This window comes from Streptomyces sp. NPDC090108, from assembly GCF_044747185.1.
Taxonomy (GTDB): Bacteria; Actinomycetota; Actinomycetes; order Streptomycetales; family Streptomycetaceae; genus Streptomyces.
Map to the genome: position 1 here is coordinate 42,805 of NZ_JBIVDQ010000006.1, position 15,783 is coordinate 58,587.

Genomic DNA, 15,783 nt, shown 5'->3' on the forward strand with positions numbered 1-15,783 from the left:
GCCCGGATCCCGCGGTGGCGCGGCAGGCGCGAGAGGCGCCCAGACCTGGTGCCGCCCTCCGGGCTGCTCATCCGGGACATGCTGGCGGAGTCCGTGGCGGGCCTGGTGCAGCGGCCGGGCCGCTCGGTGCTCACCATGCTGGGCACGGTGCTCGGAGTGGGCGCGTTCGTGGCCGTGCTGGGCCTCACCTCGACGGCCGCCGGCCAGATCAGCGCCTCGTTCAACGTCCTGCGGGCCACGACGGTGACGGTCGAGGACGCCGCGCCCAAGTCCGGTGAGGCGCCCGCGATGCACTTCCCCGCCGACTCCGACCAGCGCGTCGAGCGGCTCAACGGCGTGGTGGCGGCCGGGGTGTGGTGGTCGGTGCCCCTGCGCAACCCGAAGATCGGCACCCAGCCGCTGCCGCCGGGCGACGACCCCGGCACCGGTGTGTCGGTGTTCGCGGCGTCTCCCGGCGCCCTGCGCGCGATCCAGCCGACGCTGCAGGCGGGCACCCTCTACAACGCGTTCCATCAGCGGCGCGGCGAACCGGTGTGTGTGCTCGGCAGCGGCGCGGCCCGGGCGCTCGGCATCTCCCGGCTGGACAACCAGCCCGTCGTCTTCATCAACAACAGCGCCTACACCGTCCTCGGCATCATCTCCGACGCGCAGCGCAGGCCCGAGGCGCTGATGGGCGCCATGCTGCCGACCACGACGGCGCTGAGGGCGTACGGGGCACCGGCCGACGAGCCCGCCGAGATGATCGTCCACACCCGGGTCGGCGCGGCCCACCTGGTCGCCCGTCAGGCACCCCTCGCGCTGCTGCCCGAACACCCCCGGCTGCTGCACGCCTCCCCGCCGCCCGACCCGCACGCCCTGCGGGACGCCGTGAACACCTCGCTGTCGGGTCTGTTCCTGCTGCTGGCCGCGATCTGCCTGGTGATCGGCGCGCTCGGCATCGCGAACACCACGCTGGTGGCGATCCTGGAGCGCACGGGCGAGATCGGCCTGCGCCGCTCGCTGGGGGCGCGGCCCCGGCACATCGCGGCGCAGTTCCTCACCGAGTCCACCACCCTGGGGACGCTCGGCGGTCTGGTCGGTACCGCGATCGGCGTGTGCACGGTCGTGGTGGTCGCGGTGGTCCAGGACTGGACCGCGATCGTCGACCCGCTGACGGTCCTGCCGGCTCCGCTGGTGGGTTCCGTCGTCGGGCTCCTCGCCGGCCTCTACCCCGCGCTCCGCGCCGCCCGCATCGAACCGCTGGAAGCCCTGCGCCAGTGACCGCGCTCCCGGAACGACGGAAGGCGCCTCCGAAGAGGCGCCTTCCGCTTCTCCCGGGGACCGGGAGTCAGGACTACGGCAGGTTGCGGGCCATGACGATCCGCTGGACCTGGTTCGTTCCCTCGTAGATCTGCGTGATCTTGGCGTCGCGCATCATGCGCTCGACCGGGTAGTCGCGGGTGTAGCCGTAGCCGCCGAGGAGCTGGACGGCGTCGGTGGTGACCTCCATGGCGACGTCCGAGGCGAAGCACTTGGCGGCGGCGCCCTGGAAGGTCAGGTCGCTGTCGCCGCGCTCGGACTTGGCCGCGGCCTGGTAGGTCAGGGCGCGGGCGGCCTCGATCTTCATGGCCATGTCGGCGAGCATGAACTGGATGCCCTGGAAGTCGGCGATCGGCTTGCCGAACTGCTTGCGCTCCTGGACGTAGTTCTTCGCGTAGTCGAAGGCGCCCTGCGCGACACCGAGCGCCTGGGCGGCGATGGTGATGCGGGTGTGGTCCAGGGTCTTCATGGCGGTCGCGAAGCCGGTGCCCTCCGCGCCGATCATGCGGTCGGCGGGGATGCGGACGTTGTCGAAGTAGACCTCGCGGGTGGGCGAGCCCTTGATGCCGAGCTTCTTCTCCGGGGCACCGAAGGAGACGCCCGGGTCGGACTTCTCGACGACGAAGGCGGAGATGCCCTTGGAACGCTTCTCCGGGTCGGTGACGGCCATCACCGTGTAGTACTCGGAGACACCGGCGTTGGTGATCCAGCGCTTGACGCCGTTGAGGATCCAGTGGTCGCCGTCGCGGACGGCCTTGGTCTTCATGCCGGCCGCGTCCGAGCCCGCCTCCGGCTCGGAGAGGCAGTAGGAGAACATCGCGTCGCCCTTGGCGAGCGGGCCCAGGTACTTCTTCTTCAGCTCCTCGGAGCCGGAGAGGATCACCGGCAGGGAGCCCAGCTTGTTCACCGCGGGGATCAGGGAGGAGGAGACGCAGGCGCGGGCCACCTCCTCGATCACGATGACCGTGGCGAGCGCGTCGGCGCCGGCGCCGCCGTACTCCTCGGGGACGTGCACGGCGTGCAGGTCGCCCGCGACCAGCGCGTCCAGGGCCTCCTGCGGGAAGCGGGCCTCCTCGTCCACCGCGGCGGCGAAGGGCGCGATCTTCGCCTCGGCCAGCGAGCGGACGGCGTCACGGAGCATGCCGTGCTCTTCGGACGGGCGGTACAGGTCGAAGTCAGCCGATCCGGCCAAGGTCTCTCACGCTCCAAGGACGCAGTGATAATGACGCTAATTACCGTTAAGTAACTTCAATTTTAGAGGTCGGCGCGGCGCACGCCTACGTGAGGTAGGCGACAGCCGGAAAATCCCCGGCTCCCACCCCGACTATGCTCGGGCACCGCACCACCGACGTCCACCTGCTGGAGCATCCATGAGCCTGAAGATCACCGTGATCGGCACCGGCTATCTCGGAGCCACCCACGCCGCGGCCATGGCCGAGCTCGGTTTCGAGGTCCTGGGCCTGGACGTCGTGCCCGAGAAGATCGCGATGCTGGAACGCGGCGAGACGCCGATGTACGAGCCGGGGCTCGACGAGCTGCTGCGCCGGCACGTGGCGGGCATCGAGGGCTCCTCCGGGCGGCTGCGCTTCACCACCGACTGGGCCGAGGTCGCCGAGTTCGGCGATGTGCACTTCGTCTGCGTGAACACCCCGCAGAAGCACGGCGAGTACGCCTGCGACATGAGCTACGTCGACTCCGCGATCGCCTCGCTCGCCCCGCACCTGCGCGGCCCGGCGCTGGTCGTCGGCAAGTCGACGGTGCCGGTCGGCTCGGCCGAACGGCTGGCCGCCTACCTGGCCGAGCACGCGCCGGCCGGCGCGGACGCCGAGCTGGCCTGGAACCCGGAGTTCCTGCGCGAGGGCTTCGCCGTCCAGGACACGCTGCACCCGGACCGGATCGTGGTCGGTGTGCGCGGCGAGCGGGCCGAGAAGCTGCTGCGCGAGGTGTACGCGACGCCGGTGGCCGAGGGCACGCCGTTCGTGGTGACCGACTTCCCGACCGCCGAGCTGGTGAAGACGGCCGCGAACTCCTTCCTCGCCACCAAGATCTCCTTCATCAACGCGATGGCGGAGGTCTGCGAGGCCGGCGGCGGTGACGTGGCGAAGCTGGCGGAGGCCATCGGGCACGACGACCGGATCGGGCGGAAGTTCCTGCGCGCCGGCATCGGCTTCGGCGGCGGCTGCCTGCCCAAGGACATCCGGGCGTTCATGGCCCGCGCCGGTGAGCTGGGCGCCGACCAGGCGCTGACCTTCCTGCGCGAGATCGACTCCATCAACATGCGCCGGCGGGGCCAGATGGTCGAGATGGCCCGCGAGGCGCTCGGGGGCGGCTCGTTCCTGGGCAAGCGGGTCGCGGTGCTGGGCGCCACCTTCAAGCCCGACTCGGACGACGTGCGTGACTCGCCCGCGCTGAACGTGGCCGGCCAGATACACCTGCAGGGCGGTCAGGTGACCGTCTACGACCCGAAGGGCATGGACAACGCCCGCAGGCTCTTCCCGACGCTCGGTTACGCCGACTCGGCGCTGGAGGCGGTCCGGGGCGCCGATGTCGTCCTGCACCTGACCGAGTGGCAGGAGTTCCGCGAGCTGGACCCGGAGGCGCTGGGCGAGGCCGTGACGGCCCGGGTGCTCCTGGACGGGCGCAACGCCCTCGACCCCGCCCTGTGGCGGAAGGCCGGCTGGACGTACCGGGCGATGGGCCGCCCGACCGCGTAGCCGCCCCCGCGCCGGGCGCGGGACCAGCACACTTCACCGGGGACGCCGGTTCGGCCGAGGCTCAGTCGGCCGAACCGGCGTCTTCCCGCATTCTGCACCACGCGGCGGCCCGGCGGCCGCGGAACTCCCCCCGCCTTACCGCTCCTTGGTACAGCGCTTGCCTTTCCTCCGGCCGGCCGCACCGACCGGCCGTCCGTACCGAGCGGCTGTCCGTACCGACCGGCTGTCCGTACTGAGCGGCCGTCCGTACTGAGCGGCCGTCCGCATGGGTAGCCGGGTGTCGGAAGCATTCCGACACCCGAGGAGGAACCCATGGCCCTCGCCGAGCTCGGCGCCGTCGTCCTGGACTGTCCCGACCCCCGCGCACTGGCCGGCTTCTACGCCGGGCTGCTGGGCGGCACGCCGGTGGAGGAGAAGGACTGGGTCGACCTGTTGCTGCCCGACGGCCGGACGCTGGCCTTCCAGGAGTCCTCCGGCTACGTCCCGCCGCGGTGGCCGGCGCAGGACGGCTCCCAGCAGTTCCATCTGGACCTGACGGTGGCGGACCTGGACACCGCCGAGAAGGCGGTGCTGGAGCTGGGCGCCCGGCCGCTGGACACCGCCGACCGGTCACGCACCTGGCGGGTCTACGCCGACCCGGCGGGCCACCCCTTCTGCCTGTGCACGGGCTGAGCGCGGCGGGCCGGGCGGGGCGGATCTCCCGCGGGGTTCCTGGGCCCTGTCCGTCTGCTTGACGTGATCAACTCCGTCTTCAATACTCTGCAACGTCAACTGTGCAGCACATGAGTGCAGTTGATGTCAGCACCTCTCAAGAGGACTGGGCGAGCACAGAGATGATGTTCCGTCATCTCCGTGGTCGCCCCAGTTTTTTTGTCTACTGCTTTTTGATCAAGGGGAATTCCATGGGCATGCGCAACAAGGTCGCCGCCGGCGCGGTGGCCGCGGCAGCACTCGGTGTCGCTCTCGTCGCGGCTCCCGCCGCGGAGGCGGCCGGCTGCAACAGCAGTGTCGGAGCCTGCATCTTCTACAACTCGAACTTCCAGGGCGCCACGTTCTGGGACCCCGACGGCACCAGCCACGGGGCCGACAACTACGGCGAGCCCAACTGGTACACCTTCTCGGGCGGCAACGGTTCCGGCATCTACGTCAAGAACAACGCCGCGTCCGTCTACAACTACGACAGCTCCTACAGCGTGACGATCTACTACAACTCGAACATGAGCGGCCCGAGCCAGTACATCAAGCGCCAGACCGGGGCCAACCTGAACTCCACGCTGAAGAACAACAACGCGTCGCAGTGCTTCGACTTCTACGCCGTGTGCCCGTAAGGCCTCGCCGCAGGACCAGCATCGGGCGCAGGGGCATCTCGTCAGGACGGGGTGCCCCTGCACCGCGTACGTCGTCAGAGCACCATCCCCGAAGGACGCCACACATGGCCTCGGCACGTCCGACCGCGCTCGCGGTCCTCGCCGTTCTCGCCGCGCTGAGCTGCATGTCGACCGGCTGCGCGCCGGCGACGACCGACACCCTGCCGCAGCGGGCGCCGTCGCCGCCCCGGGTGGGCGCCGCGCCGAAGCTCGACAGCACTCGTGACCAGCGGCTTCCCATCGAGAAGTATCTGATCAGCCCGGAGGAGAACGTCCGGATCGAGCGCGCCAGGTCGGCGCTCATGACGTCGTGCATGAAGCGGTTCGGCTTCGACTTCGACGCGGAGAACCCCAACCTCGGGAAGAAGCAGAACCAGACCTCCCACCGGTACGACCCCACCGACCCCGCCGTCGCCGCGGTGACCGGCTATCACGGAGCCCAGGAGCAGGCGCGGGGCGCGGCGCGTCCGTCGCGCAAGCCGCTGTCCCCGGACATGGAGAGGGTGCTGGGGCACGGCAGGAACGCGCCGTCGCTGCCCGGCGCGGGCGCTCTGCCGCCCGGTGCCGAGTACCACGGCATCACGGTCCCGAAGGGCGGCTGCGTGGGCGAGGCCGAGGCGAAGCTGACGGCGGGCGGCGGGACGATCCAGGACGCCCAGGCGGCGGTCGACATCAACTTCGACGGCTATGTGCGGTCCATGGCCGATGCCCGGCTGAAGTCCGTCTTCGCCGAGTGGTCGGCGTGCATGAAGGCCGAGGGCTTCGGCTACCCGAACCCCGAGGCCGCCGTGAAGGATCCCGCGTGGCGCTCCCCCGCGCCGTCGAAGCGTGAGCGGGACACGGCCGCCGCGGACGCCCGGTGCAAGCGGAAGACCAATGTCGTGGGGACGTGGTTCGCCGTCGAGTCGGCCTACGAGAAGCGTGAGATCCAGGCCGGGGCCGGGCGGATGGCGCGCGTCCGGCGCAGCATCGACGTGACGCTGAAGAACGCCGCCGCGACGGAGGCCGCCGGGAAGTGACGGGAGCCGCCCGGAAGCGACAGGAACGGCCGGGAGCGACGGGAGCATCCGGGAAGTGACGGGCCTGCGCGCCGGGCCCGGCCGGGCACGCACGCCGGCCCGGCGCGGGCGGCGGTTCCTACCGGGACCGGGCGTCGAACTCCGTCGTCCGGGCCGTCGACGGCTCCCGGCGGTCCTGGGCCGCTTTGGCGGCGAAGTCGGCGCTGCGCAGCACCCGCTGGACGTTTCCCCAGGTCAGCAGGGACAGCTCGGAGTCGGACCAGCCACGGCGGAGGAGTTCGGCGACGAGGTGCGGGTAGCGGGAGGCGTCGGCGAGACCGCGGGGATGGGTGACCCCGGAGTCGTAGGTGCCGGACAGGCCGACGCACTCGGGGCCGGCCACCGAACGGACGTGACCGAGGTGGTCGGCAACGTCCGCGACGGCCGGGCCGGTCTGCTCGGCGGTCAGCGGCACCATGCACAGCCCCCTGGCCTCGCCCAGCCCGGCGAGCAGGGCGTCGGACAGGTTGGCGGGGTGCGGGCGCAGCGCGGCGGCCCCCGAGCGGGTGCAGAGGACGGGGGTCCTGGAGACCGCCAGGGTCTGCAGGACGGTGGCCTCCCCGGCGCCGGAGAGGTCGGCGACGACGCCGAGCCGGTTCATCTCCCGTACGACCTCCTCGCCGAACCGGCTCAGCCCGGGGCCGTCCGCCCAGGCGGCGCCGGTCAGGGTGAGGACGCGCAGGCCGAGGGCGCGCAGACAGCGCAGGACGCCCAGGGAGCCGTCGAGCGCGGCGGCCGGCGCGGGGCCGAGGACGACGGCGACGCGGCCGCAGTTGCGGGCGTCGATGATCTGCCCGGCGGTGGTTCCCGGGCGCAGGCCGTCGGGGTGGGACCCGATGACGGCGCGTGCCAGGTCGAGCTGGTCCAGGACGGTGGCCACCGCGCGGCCGGCGGCCGGGCCCTCGGGCTGGTGCAGCGACCAGAAAAGGGCGCCGACCCGGCCCTCGCGCAGCCGGGGCACGTCCGTGTCGACGGCCGTCTCGCCCGCTTCCAGGTCGTAGCGGTCCAGGTGGCGCAGCGCCCACGGCAGCCCGCTGTAGCCGTCGGCTACGGGGTGCCGTGCGAGCAGGGCACGGGCGTGGCCCAGTTCCTCGTCCCCGTCGTCCCGGCCGTCCAGGCCTTCTGCGCCGTCCCCGGCCCCGCGGGCGCCGGGCTCGGCGGGGAAGGGGTCGTCAGGGAGCTCGGCGACCTCGGTCGTGGTGGGCGCGTCGTCGTGGAGGTCGGCCATGCGCGGGCTCCGTGCGTCGTCGTGAGCCACGTCGTGCTTGTGGCGGGCGTAGGGTCACGGTCGCACGGAGCGGAAGGGTATTTCCTGGCGGACGGGGCGTTCGGGGGTACGGCGCCCGCGGCCTCCGGGCTGCTGCGGCGGTACCGGAACGGTGCCGAGCGGGCACCGCTCCCGGGTACCGCCGCACGGGTGAATCAGCCGTCCAGCGAGCCGATCGTGGCGTTCGACGGGCCGCGGGTGGCCTGGAGGCCCCGGGCCACGTCCTCCGCCGCGCCGAGCACGCGGACCGAGTTCTGCCAGGTCAGCTTGGCCAGGTCGGTCTTCGACCAGCCGCGGTCGAGGAGTTCGGCGATCAGGTTGGGATAGCCGGAGACGTCGTTCAGGCCGTCGGGCGTGAACGCGGTGCCGTCGTAGTCGCCGCCGATGCCCAGGTGGTCGATGCCGGCGACCTCGCGCATGTGGTCGAGGTGGTCGGCGACGGTCGACACCGTGGCGATCGGGCGGGGGGTGCTCTCCTCGAAGGCCTGGTGCAGCTTCATCGCCTCGGGCGTGGTGTCGAGGGGGTGGAAGCCGTGGGCGCGCAGGTTGGCGCCGGCCGCCGCCGTCCAGTCGACGGCCGCCTGGAGGACGAACTTCGGCACGAACGTCACCATCGCCACTCCCCCGTTGGCGGGCAGCCGCTCCAGCACGTCGTCGGGGATGTTCCGCGGGTGGTCGCAGACGGCGCGCGCGGAGGAGTGGGAGAAGATCACCGGTGCGGCCGTGGTGTCCAGCGCGGCGTGCATGGTGGTCGCGGCCACGTGGGAGAGGTCGACGAGCATGCCCTCGCGGTTCATCTCCCGGACGACCTCACGGCCGAAGGCGGACAGACCGCCGACCTTCGGCTCGTCGGTGGCCGAGTCCGCCCACGCGTTGTTGTCGTTGTGGGTGAGCGTCATGTAGCGGACGCCCAGGGCGTACAGGGCCCTGAGGACGGCGAGGGAGTCGTCGATGGAGTGGCCGCCCTCGGCGCCCATGAGCGAGGCGATACGGCCCTCGGCCCGCGCGGCCTCCATGTCGGCGGCCGTCAGCGCGCCGCGCAGCTCGGCCGGGTGGCGGGCGATGAGCTGCCGTACGCAGTCGATCTGCTCCAGCGTCGCGGTGGCGGCGCCGGGCTCGTCGGAGGGGACGTACACGGACCAGTACTGCGCGCCGACGCCGCCGGCGCGCAGCCGGGCCAGGTCGGTGTGCAGGTAGGCGCTCTGGTCGGCGTCGATGGGGCGGGCGTCGAGGTCGTAGGCGACCTGTTCGCGCAGGGCCCAGGGCAGGTCGTTGTGGCCGTCGACGACGGGGAACTCGCGCAGCAGGGCGCGGGCTTCTTCGAGGGAGCTCACGGGCGTCACTTCCCGAAGCCGAAGGCGCTGGAGCCCTCGACCTTGGCACGCAGACGCTTGCCCTTCTCGGTGGCCTGGTCGTTCAGGTCCTGCTGGAACTCGCGCATCTTCTGGAGCAGCTCCTCGTCGTGGGCGGCGAGCATGCGGGCCGCGAGCAGACCGGCGTTGCGGGCGCCGGCGACGGAGACGGTGGCGACCGGCACGCCGGCCGGCATCTGCACGATGGACAGCAGGGAGTCCATGCCGTCCAGGTACTTCAGCGGGACGGGCACGCCGATGACCGGGAGCGGGGTGACGGAGGCGAGCATGCCGGGCAGGTGGGCGGCGCCGCCCGCCCCGGCGATGATCACCTTCAGGCCGCGTCCGTCGGCCTGCTCGCCGTACGCGATCATCTCGCGCGGCATGCGGTGCGCGGAGACGACGTCCACCTCGTAGGGGATCTCGAACTCGTCGAGGGCCTGGGCGGCGGCCTCCATGACGGGCCAGTCGGAGTCCGACCCCATGACGATGCCTACAACAGGGGTCATTCGGTGATCGTGCCCTTCAGGTATCCGGCTGCGTGACGGGCGCGCTCCAGCACGTCGTCCAGGTCGTCGCCGTAGGTGTTGACGTGCCCGACCTTGCGACCCGGCTTCACGTCCTTGCCGTACATGTGGATCTTGAGCTTGGGGTCGCGGGCCATGCAGTGCAAGTAGGCGGAGTACATGTCCGGGAAGTCGCCGCCGAGCACGTTGGCCATGACCGTCCAGCGGGCGCGCGGGCGCGGGTCGCCGAGGGGGAGGTCGAGGACGGCGCGGACGTGGTTGGCGAACTGCGAGGTGATCGCGCCGTCCTGGGTCCAGTGGCCCGAGTTGTGCGGGCGCATGGCCAGTTCGTTGACGAGGATGCGTCCGTCGCGGGTCTCGAACAGCTCGACGGCGAGGTGGCCGACGACGCCGAGCTCCTTGGCGATGGTCAGGGCCATCTCCTCGGCCGCGAGCGCGAGGGACTCGTCGAGGCCGGGCGCGGGGGCGATCACGGTGTCGCAGACGCCCTTCACCTGCCGCGACTCGACGACCGGGTAGGCGACGGCCTGCCCGTGCGGGGAGCGCACGACGTTGGCGGCCAGCTCGCGGACGTAGTCGACCTTCTCCTCGGCGAGGACGGGGACTCCGGCGCGGAAGGGCTCGGCGGCCTCCTCCGGGGATTCCACGACCCACACCCCCTTGCCGTCGTAGCCGCCGCGGACGGTCTTCAGGACGACGGGGAAGCCGTCGCCCTCGGCCGCGAAGCGGACCACGTCCTGGGGATCCGCCACGATGCGGTGGCGCGGACAGGGCACCCCGATCTCGGTGAGTCTCGCACGCATGACGCCCTTGTCCTGGGCGTGCACCAACGCGTCGGGCCCCGGGCGGACGGGAATGCCGTCCGCCTCCAGGGCCCGGAGGTGCTCGGTGGGTACGTGCTCGTGATCGAAGGTGATCACGTCGCACCCGCGCGCGAACTCGCGCAGCGTGTCGAGGTCGCGGTAGTCGCCGATGACGACATCGCTCACGACCTGCGCCGCGGAATCCTGGGGAGTGTCACTGAGGAGCTTGAACCTGATGCCCAACGGGATGCCCGCCTCGTGCGTCATACGCGCGAGCTGCCCCCCGCCGACCATGCCGACTACCGGGAACGTCACCCCCCTAGCGTATCGGCCGCGCGCACCAGGTCCGGAGCCCGTCCCCGGCCGCCTCCTCGCGCCCGGTGCCCTGCCGGTGCTTTCCCCGTGCTTTCCCGGCTCTTTCCGACCTGTTTCCACGCTGTGGCGGGGTCCGCAGGCGTGAACGGGATCACCTGGCTAACATGGCTTGGCCGACGAAACCTACCGACGGGAGCTGCACAGCCATGGAACCTCGTTCCTCGGGGCTGCAACGGCTCGTACGCGAGTTGGCCAAGTTCGGTGCCGTCGGCGGTGCCGGTGTCCTGGTCAACCTCGGCGTGTTCAACCTGGTCCGGCACGTCTCCGACCTGCCGGTGGTGCGCGCCAGCATCATCGCGACCGTCGTCGCCATCGTCTTCAACTACGTCGGGTTCCGCTACTGGACGTACCGGGACCGTGACAAGAACGGCCGCACGCGCGAGCTCGTGCTGTTCCTGGTGTTCAGCGCGATCGGCCTGGTCATCGAGAACGGCGTGCTGTTCCTCGCGACCTACGGCCTCGGCTGGGACACGCCGCTGCAGAGCAACGTCTTCAAGTTCGTCGGCATCGGCGTGGCGACCCTGTTCCGCTTCTGGTCGTACCGCAGCTGGGTCTTCAAGGCGATGCCCGCCGGGGACGCCGTGGCCGGTGCCACCGAGGTGACCACCGGGCCGGCCCCGGCCGGCGGGCGCCACTCGGTCGCCCGTCAGCAGAAGCGCTCCAAGGCCCGCCAGCGCGTCTGACGCCCCGGCGGGGCGGCACGGCCCCCTTCACCGGCCCCTCGCGCGTCCCACAGGGTCCAGCGACCCTCTCGCAAGCCGCACGGGGTCCAGTCGGCGCCCCACCGGCCTCGTACGCCCCACAGACCTCACAGGCCTCACAGGCCCCGCGGAGGCTCGTACGCCCCACAGGCCTCGCAGGCCCGGCGGAGAGCCGCAGGCCCCGCGGGCGCTCACGGGGGCGCGGAGGGTTCCTCAGCGGACGGTCGGGTGCTCGCCGTCCTGCTTACGGGCGGGTGCGGTGCGGGACAGGAACAGTCCGAAGACCGCCGGCTGCGTCTGGAGCAGTTCCAGCCGGCCGCCGTCCGCCTCCGCGAGGTCCCGGGCCACGGCGAGGCCGATGCCCGTGGAGTTCCGCCCGCTGATGGTCCGCTCGAAGATCCGCGCGCCCAGGTCGGCCGGGACCCCGGGCCCCTCGTCGGTGACCTCGATGACGGCCTGGTTGCCGGTGACGCGGGTGCGCAGCGCGACGGTGCCGCCTCCGTGCATGAGCGAGTTCTCGATCAGCGCGGCGAGCACCTGCGCGACCGCGCCCGGCGTGCCGACCGCCCGCAGATGCCGCTTGCCGGAGCTGACGATGGCCCGGCCGACGCTGCGATAGGCGGGACGCCACTCGGCGAGCTGCTGCTGGATGACCTCGTCGAGGTCGAAGGTGACGGCGGAGCCGGTGCGCGGGTCGCGCGAGTTCGTCAGCAGCCGTTCCACCACGTCGGTCAGGCGCTCCACCTGGGTCAGAGCGATGGTCGCCTCCTCCTTCACCGTGTCCGGGTCGTCGGTGAGGGTGATCTCCTCCAGCCGCATGGACAGCGCGGTCAGCGGGGTGCGCAGCTGGTGGGAGGCGTCGGCGGCGAGGCGCCGTTCGGCGGTCAGCATCCGGCCGATGCGCTCGGCGGAGGAGTCCAGCACGTCGGCGACCCGGTCCAGCTCGGGGACGCCGTAGCGCTTGTGCCGCGGGCGCGGGTCGCCCGACCCGAGGCGCTCCGCGGTCTCGGCGAGGTCGGTCAGCGGGGAGGCCAGCCGGTTGGCCTGGCGCACGGCGAGCAGCACGGCGGCGATCACGGCGAGCAGCGCGACCAGGCCGATGATCAGCAGGGTGCGGCCGACCTCGCGGGTCACGGCGGAGCGCGGCTCCTGCACGGTGACCGTCTCGCCCTCCTCGCCGTGCTGCGTGGAGTGGATCACGTCCCCCTCCGGCCGGGTGCCGATCTCGATCGGCGGGCGGCCGGGGACGCGGATCACCGCGTACTGCTCCTTGCTGACCGGATTGCGCAGCACGTCGGCGTTGACGTTCTCCGCCGCGAGGATCCGGCTGTCCACGATGCTGGCGAGCCGGATCGCCTCGGACTCCACCCGCTCCTGGGCGCTGTTGCTGATCGTCCGCGTCTCGACGATCACCAGCGACACGCCGAAGACGGCGATCACCACGAGGACGACGGCAAGGGTGGACTGGATGAGACGACGACGCACGGGTGCCCTCCGGGGGTGGCTCTACGACACCAGTGTGGCAACCCCGCGGGGATGCGGGGCACGCCCGCCCCGAAGCGGGCGCGGGCGCGGGCCCCGGGAGGACGTGCCCCGGTGGTTCAGCTCTTCTCGAACCGGAAGCCCACGCCGCGCACGGTGGCGATGTAGCGGGGGTTGGCCGCGTCGTCGCCGAGCTTCTTGCGCAGCCAGGAGATGTGCATGTCGAGCGTCTTGGTCGACGACCACCAGGTCGTGTCCCAGACCTCCCGCATGAGCTGGTCCCGGGTCACCACGCGGCCGGCGTCGCGCACGAGCACGCGCAGCAGGTCGAACTCCTTCGCGGTGAGCTGGAGTTCCTCGTCCCCCATCCAGGCCCGGTGCGACTCGACGTCGATCCGCACGCCGTGCGTGGCGGGCGGCTGCTGCGGCTCGGCGGCACCGCGGCGCAGCAGGGCCCGCACCCGGGCGAGCAGCTCGGCGAGCCGGAAGGGCTTGGTGACGTAGTCGTCGGCGCCGGCGTCCAGGCCGACGACGGTGTCCACCTCGTCGGCGCGCGCGGTCAGGATGAGGATCGGCACGGTGTGACCGTCGGCACGCAGCCGGCGGGCGACCTCCAGGCCGTCCATGCCCGGCAGGCCGAGGTCCAGCACGACCAGGTCGACACCGCCCTGCATGCCGGCGTCGAGCGCGGTGGGTCCGTCCTCGCGTACCTCGACCTCGTAACCCTCCCGGCGCAGGGCGCGAGCCAGCGGTTCCGAGATGGACGCGTCGTCCTCGGCGAGCAGTACACGAGTCATGAGGTGATGGTAGACCGCCCGCGCGTGGTCCAGGGGTGTGACCGGTTCCGCGGATTCTTACCTTGGCGTGCCGCTGGTACGAACCATTGCCTTGGGGATGCGATCGTAGGAGATGCCTCCGAAACAGTCGCTGCGGTTCCCCGAATGCCTGTGATCCGCGTCTCAAGTCCTTCCATATCCGGCGGTGTACTGCCGTATGGTGATCTGAACGCCTGTAGCACACCGGAGACCTTCGGCTGGCAGTGACGCTGAAGGTCTTTCTCCCGTGTGTGGGCTGACGAAGGTCAGCCTTGAAAGGAATGACCTCTGGCCGGGCTCCGGACGCAGTGAAGCGTCCGGGGCGTGGATCCCGGTGGTCGCTGTCCTCCGCCCCGGTCGCCGGTGCGGGCTCCCCCTGGGCGTGGGGGTGGACGACCGACCCTGCCGGTGCCGGCCCCCATCGGGCGCGCAGCGCTCCATCGCGCGTCCAGACCAGCAAGGAACGACCATGGCGTCCAGCCTGACTAAGGACTCGGTCCGACCGGGCACCCCCGGTCCCGAGAAGACCTTCTTCGGCCACCCCCGCGGCCTGGCCACTCTCTTCTTGACCGAGATGTGGGAGCGCTTCTCCTACTACGGCATGCGGGCTCTGCTCCCGCTGTACCTGGTCGCCCCCGGTGGCCTGCACCTGAACGCGGGCACGGCCACCGCGATCTACTCGGTGTACGTGTCGCTCGTCTACCTGCTCGCCATGCCCGGCGGCTGGATCGCGGACCGCTTCCTCGGTCCCCGCAAGACCGTGGCCGTCGCCGGCGCGATCATCATGATCGGCCACCTGTGCCTGGCGGTTCCGTTCTCCGCCAGCTTCTACGTGGGCCTGATCCTCGTCGCCATCGGTTCGGGTCTGCTGAAGGCCAACATCTCGACGATGGTCGGCCACCTGTACAAGGGCGCGGACGACCCGCGCCGTGACGGTGGCTTCACCCTCTTCTACGTCGGCATCAACGTGGGCGCCTTCGCCGCTCCGCTGGTCATCGGCACCGTCGGCGAGAACGTCAACTGGCACCTCGGCTTCGCGCTCGCCGCGGTCGGCATGGCACTGGGCCTGGGTCAGTTCCTGCTCGGCGGTCACCACCTGAGCGAGAAGAGCAACGAGGTCCCGACCCCGCTGTCGGCCGCGGAGAAGACCGCCACGCTGCGCAAGGGCCTGATCTGGCTGGCCATCGCCGCGGTCTTCTACGGCATCGTCGGCGGCACCGGTCACTTCACCCTGAACTGGGCGCTGATCCCGCTCACGATCATCGGTCTGGTCATCCCGATCCTGGTCATCGTCCGCATCCGCCGCGACAAGGACCTCGACGACGCCGAGCGCTCGAAGGTCTCCGCGTACGTCTGGTTCTTCGCCGCCGCCGCCATCTTCTGGATGATCTACGACCAGGGCGGTTCGACCCTGTCGATCTTCGCCGACGAGTCGGCCAAGAACACCATCGCCGGCTGGGGCTTCCCGGTCTCCTGGTACCAGTCGGTCAACCCGATCATGATCATGGCGCTGGCCCCGGTCTTCGCCTGGCTGTGGCTGTGGCTGAACCGCCGCGGCCAGGAGCCGAGCACGATCGTGAAGTTCTCTGCCGGTCTGGTGCTGGTCGGCGCGTCCTTCTTCCTCTTCCTCGCCCCGCTGTCGATCGCCCAGGGCGGTCACAAGGCCGCGGCGATGTGGCTGGTCGCGATCTACTTCATCCAGACCGTCGGTGAGCTCACGCTGTCGCCGGTGGGTCTGTCCGTGACCACGAAGATGGCGCCGAGGAAGTACGCCTCGCAGATGATGGGCGTCTGGTTCCTCGCGGTCACCGCGGGCGACTCGGTCACCGCGCTGCTGTCGAACCCGGCCGTCGGCGGGGTCAACCTCGACAAGATGGGCTTCGTCGCCCTGGAGGGCGTGCTCGCGGTCCTCGCCGGTGTCGCCGTCTGGGTCTACCGCAACAAGGTCAAGGCCCTGATGGGCAGCGTCAACTAGGCGCTCACCCGCAGGCCGGACGACGGAAGGGCCACCGCATCCCTCGGG

Annotated in this window: 14 protein-coding genes; 7 read left to right on the forward strand and 7 right to left on the reverse strand. The window is 71.3% G+C overall.

All coding sequences use genetic code 11. The features are described 5' to 3' along the window. Nucleotides 1-78 precede the first annotated feature (78 nt). Nucleotides 79-1,260, forward strand: coding sequence for an ABC transporter permease (locus tag ACIPRD_RS21850; protein ID WP_401565234.1), 1,182 nt, complete (start codon nucleotides 79-81; stop codon nucleotides 1,258-1,260). A gap of 73 nt (nucleotides 1,261-1,333) precedes the next feature. Here the strand turns inward: ACIPRD_RS21850 and ACIPRD_RS21855 are convergent, their stop codons facing one another. Continuing rightward, complete coding sequence (locus ACIPRD_RS21855; RefSeq protein ID WP_356406081.1) at nucleotides 1,334-2,491, reverse strand: acyl-CoA dehydrogenase; 1,158 nt, start codon at nucleotides 2,489-2,491, stop codon at nucleotides 1,334-1,336. Nucleotides 2,492-2,669: 178 nt separating this feature from the next. Between ACIPRD_RS21855 and ACIPRD_RS21860 the strand changes: the two genes are divergently transcribed. From ACIPRD_RS21860 to ACIPRD_RS21875, 4 genes are all read left to right on the forward strand, one after another. Continuing rightward, nucleotides 2,670-4,013, forward strand: a complete 1,344-nt coding sequence (locus tag ACIPRD_RS21860; RefSeq protein ID WP_356406083.1) for a UDP-glucose/GDP-mannose dehydrogenase family protein — start codon at nucleotides 2,670-2,672, stop codon at nucleotides 4,011-4,013. A 312-nt stretch (nucleotides 4,014-4,325) separates the two neighbouring features. Next, on the forward strand, nucleotides 4,326-4,685 hold the full coding sequence (locus ACIPRD_RS21865) for a VOC family protein (RefSeq protein WP_401565237.1): 360 nt from the start codon (nucleotides 4,326-4,328) through the stop codon (nucleotides 4,683-4,685). A 230-nt stretch (nucleotides 4,686-4,915) separates the two neighbouring features. After that, the gene (locus ACIPRD_RS21870; RefSeq protein ID WP_356406087.1) at nucleotides 4,916-5,341 is read left to right on the forward strand and encodes a hypothetical protein; all 426 of its coding nucleotides are present in this window, start codon (nucleotides 4,916-4,918) and stop codon (nucleotides 5,339-5,341) included. 104 nt (nucleotides 5,342-5,445) lie between these two features. Beyond that, nucleotides 5,446-6,399, forward strand: a complete 954-nt coding sequence (locus tag ACIPRD_RS21875) for a hypothetical protein (RefSeq protein WP_401565238.1) — start codon at nucleotides 5,446-5,448, stop codon at nucleotides 6,397-6,399. Between the two features lie 118 nt (nucleotides 6,400-6,517). On the opposite strand, the gene ACIPRD_RS21880 is transcribed toward ACIPRD_RS21875, so the two are convergent. The 4 genes from ACIPRD_RS21880 to ACIPRD_RS21895 all read right to left on the reverse strand — a co-directional run bounded on the left by ACIPRD_RS21880 (nucleotide 6,518) and on the right by ACIPRD_RS21895 (nucleotide 10,702). Continuing rightward, the gene (locus tag ACIPRD_RS21880) at nucleotides 6,518-7,666 is read right to left on the reverse strand and encodes a dipeptidase (RefSeq protein WP_401565241.1); all 1,149 of its coding nucleotides are present in this window, start codon (nucleotides 7,664-7,666) and stop codon (nucleotides 6,518-6,520) included. Nucleotides 7,667-7,860: 194 nt separating this feature from the next. Further along, nucleotides 7,861-9,039, reverse strand: a complete 1,179-nt coding sequence (locus tag ACIPRD_RS21885) for a dipeptidase (RefSeq protein WP_401565244.1) — start codon at nucleotides 9,037-9,039, stop codon at nucleotides 7,861-7,863. A 5-nt stretch (nucleotides 9,040-9,044) separates the two neighbouring features. Continuing rightward, nucleotides 9,045-9,566: a 5-(carboxyamino)imidazole ribonucleotide mutase gene (gene purE / locus ACIPRD_RS21890; protein ID WP_356406095.1), complete on the reverse strand. Its 522-nt coding sequence runs from the start codon at nucleotides 9,564-9,566 to the stop codon at nucleotides 9,045-9,047. Further along, on the reverse strand, nucleotides 9,563-10,702 hold the full coding sequence (locus tag ACIPRD_RS21895) for a 5-(carboxyamino)imidazole ribonucleotide synthase (RefSeq protein ID WP_356406097.1): 1,140 nt from the start codon (nucleotides 10,700-10,702) through the stop codon (nucleotides 9,563-9,565). The genes purE and ACIPRD_RS21895 overlap by 4 nt, the downstream gene beginning before the upstream one ends. Before the next feature lie 206 nt (nucleotides 10,703-10,908). On the opposite strand from ACIPRD_RS21895, the gene ACIPRD_RS21900 reads away from it, so the two are divergent. Continuing rightward, on the forward strand, nucleotides 10,909-11,445 hold the full coding sequence (locus ACIPRD_RS21900; RefSeq protein ID WP_356406099.1) for a GtrA family protein: 537 nt from the start codon (nucleotides 10,909-10,911) through the stop codon (nucleotides 11,443-11,445). A 231-nt stretch (nucleotides 11,446-11,676) separates the two neighbouring features. Here ACIPRD_RS21900 and ACIPRD_RS21905 read toward each other — a convergent pair whose 3' ends face one another. Together ACIPRD_RS21905 and ACIPRD_RS21910 are read right to left on the reverse strand one after the other, a co-directional pair. Continuing rightward, nucleotides 11,677-12,948: an ATP-binding protein gene (locus ACIPRD_RS21905; protein WP_356406101.1), complete on the reverse strand. Its 1,272-nt coding sequence runs from the start codon at nucleotides 12,946-12,948 to the stop codon at nucleotides 11,677-11,679. Between the two features lie 116 nt (nucleotides 12,949-13,064). Further along, nucleotides 13,065-13,742, reverse strand: coding sequence for a response regulator transcription factor (locus tag ACIPRD_RS21910; RefSeq protein WP_020940464.1), 678 nt, complete (start codon nucleotides 13,740-13,742; stop codon nucleotides 13,065-13,067). A gap of 487 nt (nucleotides 13,743-14,229) precedes the next feature. Between ACIPRD_RS21910 and ACIPRD_RS21915 the strand changes: the two genes are divergently transcribed. Next, nucleotides 14,230-15,735: an oligopeptide:H+ symporter gene (locus tag ACIPRD_RS21915; RefSeq protein ID WP_356406104.1), complete on the forward strand. Its 1,506-nt coding sequence runs from the start codon at nucleotides 14,230-14,232 to the stop codon at nucleotides 15,733-15,735. Nucleotides 15,736-15,783 lie beyond the last annotated feature (48 nt).

What these genes read in the sequence shown, in the direction of transcription:
- ACIPRD_RS21860 (WP_356406083.1), top strand. Translation starts at nt 2,670, where the DNA reads ATGAGCCTGAAGATCACCGTGATCGGCACCGGCTATCTCGGAGCCACC.
- ACIPRD_RS21910 (WP_020940464.1), bottom strand. Translation starts at nt 13,742, where the DNA reads ATGACTCGTGTACTGCTCGCCGAGGACGACGCGTCCATCTCGGAACCG.
- ACIPRD_RS21875 (WP_401565238.1), top strand. Translation starts at nt 5,446, where the DNA reads ATGGCCTCGGCACGTCCGACCGCGCTCGCGGTCCTCGCCGTTCTCGCC.
- ACIPRD_RS21865 (WP_401565237.1), top strand. Translation starts at nt 4,326, where the DNA reads ATGGCCCTCGCCGAGCTCGGCGCCGTCGTCCTGGACTGTCCCGACCCC.
- ACIPRD_RS21850 (WP_401565234.1), top strand. Translation starts at nt 79, where the DNA reads ATGCTGGCGGAGTCCGTGGCGGGCCTGGTGCAGCGGCCGGGCCGCTCG.
- purE (WP_356406095.1), bottom strand. Translation starts at nt 9,566, where the DNA reads ATGACCCCTGTTGTAGGCATCGTCATGGGGTCGGACTCCGACTGGCCC.
- ACIPRD_RS21900 (WP_356406099.1), top strand. Translation starts at nt 10,909, where the DNA reads ATGGAACCTCGTTCCTCGGGGCTGCAACGGCTCGTACGCGAGTTGGCC.
- ACIPRD_RS21880 (WP_401565241.1), bottom strand. Translation starts at nt 7,666, where the DNA reads ATGGCCGACCTCCACGACGACGCGCCCACCACGACCGAGGTCGCCGAG.
- ACIPRD_RS21870 (WP_356406087.1), top strand. Translation starts at nt 4,916, where the DNA reads ATGGGCATGCGCAACAAGGTCGCCGCCGGCGCGGTGGCCGCGGCAGCA.
- ACIPRD_RS21915 (WP_356406104.1), top strand. Translation starts at nt 14,230, where the DNA reads ATGGCGTCCAGCCTGACTAAGGACTCGGTCCGACCGGGCACCCCCGGT.